Origin of the sequence: Gordonibacter pamelaeae 7-10-1-b, assembly GCF_000210055.1 — a bacterium.
Lineage (GTDB): Bacteria > Actinomycetota > Coriobacteriia > Coriobacteriales > Eggerthellaceae > Gordonibacter > Gordonibacter pamelaeae.
In genome coordinates this window covers 552,598-554,695 of record NC_021021.1, presented here as the reverse complement: position 1 = coordinate 554,695, position 2,098 = coordinate 552,598, and the positions used below count along the sequence as shown (strand labels likewise).

General features: G+C 66.8%; 3 protein-coding genes. All 3 read left to right on the top strand.

Annotated features, from left to right (window positions below):
• The first annotated feature begins 2 nt into the window (after positions 1 to 2).
• The 3 genes from GPA_RS02625 to rplS all read left to right on the top strand — a co-directional run bounded on the left by GPA_RS02625 (position 3) and on the right by rplS (position 1,639).
• The gene (locus GPA_RS02625) at positions 3 to 689 is read left to right on the top strand and encodes an AzlC family ABC transporter permease (RefSeq protein ID WP_041238855.1); all 687 of its coding nucleotides are present in this window, start codon (positions 3 to 5) and stop codon (positions 687 to 689) included.
• Positions 689 to 1,021: an AzlD domain-containing protein gene (locus tag GPA_RS02620; RefSeq protein WP_015538853.1), complete on the top strand. Its 333-nt coding sequence runs from the start codon at positions 689 to 691 to the stop codon at positions 1,019 to 1,021. Before GPA_RS02625 ends, GPA_RS02620 begins: the two co-directional genes overlap by 1 nt.
• A 270-nt stretch (positions 1,022 to 1,291) precedes the next feature.
• Complete coding sequence (gene rplS, locus GPA_RS02615) at positions 1,292 to 1,639, top strand: 50S ribosomal protein L19 (RefSeq protein ID WP_015538852.1); 348 nt, start codon at positions 1,292 to 1,294, stop codon at positions 1,637 to 1,639.
• The last annotated feature ends 459 nt before the right edge of the window (positions 1,640 to 2,098 follow it).

Genomic DNA, 2,098 nt, shown 5'->3' with positions numbered 1-2,098 from the left:
CTGTGCTTTCCGGGGACCACATACGACAATCGTTTTCAGCCGCGCTGCCCATCATGCTGGGCTACGTGGCCATCGGCATACCCTGCGGCATCCTGTGCGCCTCCATCGGCCTGGACGCCCTGCAGGTGTTCCTGCTCTCGGCGCTGTTCTACTCGGGCGCCGGGCAGTTCATGATCCCGAACATGTGGCTGGCGGGCTCGCCGCTGGCCTCCATCATCGCCAGCGTGTCGCTGGTGAACACGCGCCAGATGCTGTACTCGGCCGCCTTCGCGCCGGCGTGCAAGGGCGTGAGGAAGCGCCTGGCCTTCCTGTTCTCCGCCACCGTGACCGACGAGAGCTACGGCGTGAACACGGCGAGGTTCGAGGCGGGCGACTGGTCGGTGGGGCGCGCCACGCTCGTTAACCTGTTCTCGCAGAGCTCCTGGGCGCTCTCGAACGTGGCAGGCGTGCTCGTGGGCAACGCCATCGGCGTGCCGCTGGCCATAGCGGCGTTCGCCATGACCTCCATCTTCATCTGCCTGCTGGTCACGCAGAGGCCGACGCCTGCGAACCTCGTGGCCGCCGCCGTGGCCGTCTTGGGCGTGTTCGCCTGCAAGGCCGTGGGTCTCGGGGGGCCGGCCATCCTCGTGGGCGCGCTCGCGGGCGTCGCAGCGGCGCTGGCGTTCACCTGGGCGAAGGAGCGAGGCTGATGGAGCCGATGGGATGGGGCGACTTCCTCGTCGTGTTCGCGTGCTGCGCCGTCACCATGCTCGTGTGCCGCACGGTGCCGCTGTTCGCGCTCAAGGGCAAGCAGCTGCCGGAGGGGGTGGAGCAGGCGCTCGGGTTCATCCCGTCGGCCGCCTTCGCCGCGCTCGTGGCGAACGACCTGCTGACGCCCGGCATGTTCGACGCGGGCCTCTGGCCGGCAGCCGCACCGCTTCTGGCTGCCGGCGTCGTGGCGATCGTGGCATGGAGGACGAAGTCGCTTCTGTGGTGCGCCGTGTCGGGCGTGGCCGCCTACGCGCTGCTCTCGCTCGTCTGAGGCGGCGCTGGCCCGCTTGGCAGCTTTGCCGGGAACGTCCCGCGCCCCGCATCCGGGTTGCGGCTTCGCGGTGCCGCACGGCGAAATGATGAGCGCAGGGCGCGCCGAATCTGGGATTTGCGTGGAGTGCGGGGCGGTTTCGGGAAAAAATGCAGGAAGACGGCGCTTTTTTCCTTGCGCGAGCGGGCATGGGGCAGTATACTGTCCAATTGTGTCTTTCCACAGAACACGATACGAGATTCAATCTGAACGCATAGAAGGATAACGAACATGGACATCATTCGCGCTATCGAACAGCAGCAGATCAAGCAGGACCTCCCCGATTTCAACGTGGGCGACAACGTGAAGGTCCATTACCGCATCGTCGAGGGCAGCCGCGAGCGCATCCAGGTGTTCCAGGGCGATGTCATCCGCCGCCACGGCGCCTCGAGCCGCGAGACGTTCACGGTGCGCAAGGTCAGCTTCTCCATCGGCGTGGAGCGCACGTTCCCCGTGCATTCCCCGAAGATCGAGAAGATCGAGGTCATGCGCAAGGGTGACGTCCGTCGTGCCAAGCTGTACTACCTGCGCGACAAGGTGGGCAAGGCCGCCAAGATCAAGGAGAAGTCCTTCCGCTAGGTTCCGTCGGCCTGACGGCCGCCGAACGAGCTGACGCTGCGAAGCCCCTTCGCACTGATCCTCGCCCCTTTTTCGCTTGCCTTCGCGTACAGAAGTACGCTCTGCCGCGAAACGGGCCGATTATCGGCGCGAGGGGGCTTCTCGCTGTCTTACTACGCCAACCTGGCCGGTTAATATTCGCGCTGCGCGCGAATTGGTAGGCGGTGACTACGCTTGCCGTGTTTCTTCTGCCGCCCGGTTGGGCGGCTTTTGCTATCATGGGAGAGAGACGGGAACGGGCGCGGCCGCGGGGGCGGGCGCGCGGACGAGAAGGGACGTGCGGGCGCATGGGGCCGACGGTCGCCGAGATAAGGCAGCGGTTGCAGGAGGCGGGCGCGCGGGAGTTCGCCGTGCTCGAGCGCTCGCTCGTGGCCGACACGCGCAAGGGCGTGCGCGACGCCGTGGAGGTGGCGCGGCGCC

Excerpts from the sequence above, each read along its gene's own strand:
- GPA_RS02620 (WP_015538853.1), top strand. The coding sequence starts at position 689 with ATGGAGCCGATGGGATGGGGCGACTTCCTCGTCGTGTTCGCGTGCTGC.
- rplS (WP_015538852.1), top strand. The coding sequence starts at position 1,292 with ATGGACATCATTCGCGCTATCGAACAGCAGCAGATCAAGCAGGACCTC.